The 524-nt window shown below is 63.0% G+C and carries 1 protein-coding gene; it reads right to left on the reverse strand.

Annotation, left to right across the window (positions count from 1 at the left end):
* Window positions 1–524 (reverse strand): rod shape-determining protein (locus NW858_RS13085; RefSeq protein WP_414520656.1); only part of this gene is annotated, 524 nt, incomplete at both ends.

Consider the following 524-nt stretch of genomic DNA (forward strand, 5'->3'; position numbering starts at 1 on the left):
GTACTGGATAATGGCCTCGCTCAGCTCGTCTCCTGCCACCCGCACCGACTCGCTGAGGACGATCCCTTGCAAGCTGAGGACGGCCACCTCGGTGGTGCCGCCGCCGATGTCGATGATCATGTTCCCGGTGGGCTCTTGCACCGGCAGCCCCGCTCCGATTGCTGCCGCCACCGGCTCATCCACCAAATATACCTCCCGCGAGCCAGCTTGCAGGGCCGCTTCCATCACCGCCCGTCGCTCCACGCCAGTCACCCCACTCGGGATCCCGATGACGATGCGCGGGGCGATCAAGTAACGACCTCCATGCACCCGCTGGATGAAGTGCTTCAGCATCATCTCCGCCGTGTCAAAGTCGGCGATCACCCCATCGCGCAGAGGGCGCACAGCCACGATGTTGCCAGGGGTACGGCCCAACATTTTTTTGGCATCTTCCCCCACGGCCAGGGGTTGCTTGGTGTTTTGGTCGATGGCGACAACAGAGGGCTCCTGTAGGACAATACCGCGGCCAGCCACATAGACTAGGG

The sequence above is a fragment of the Synechococcus sp. H55.10 genome, assembly GCF_047502715.1.
GTDB lineage: Bacteria > Cyanobacteriota > Cyanobacteriia > Thermostichales > Thermostichaceae > Thermostichus.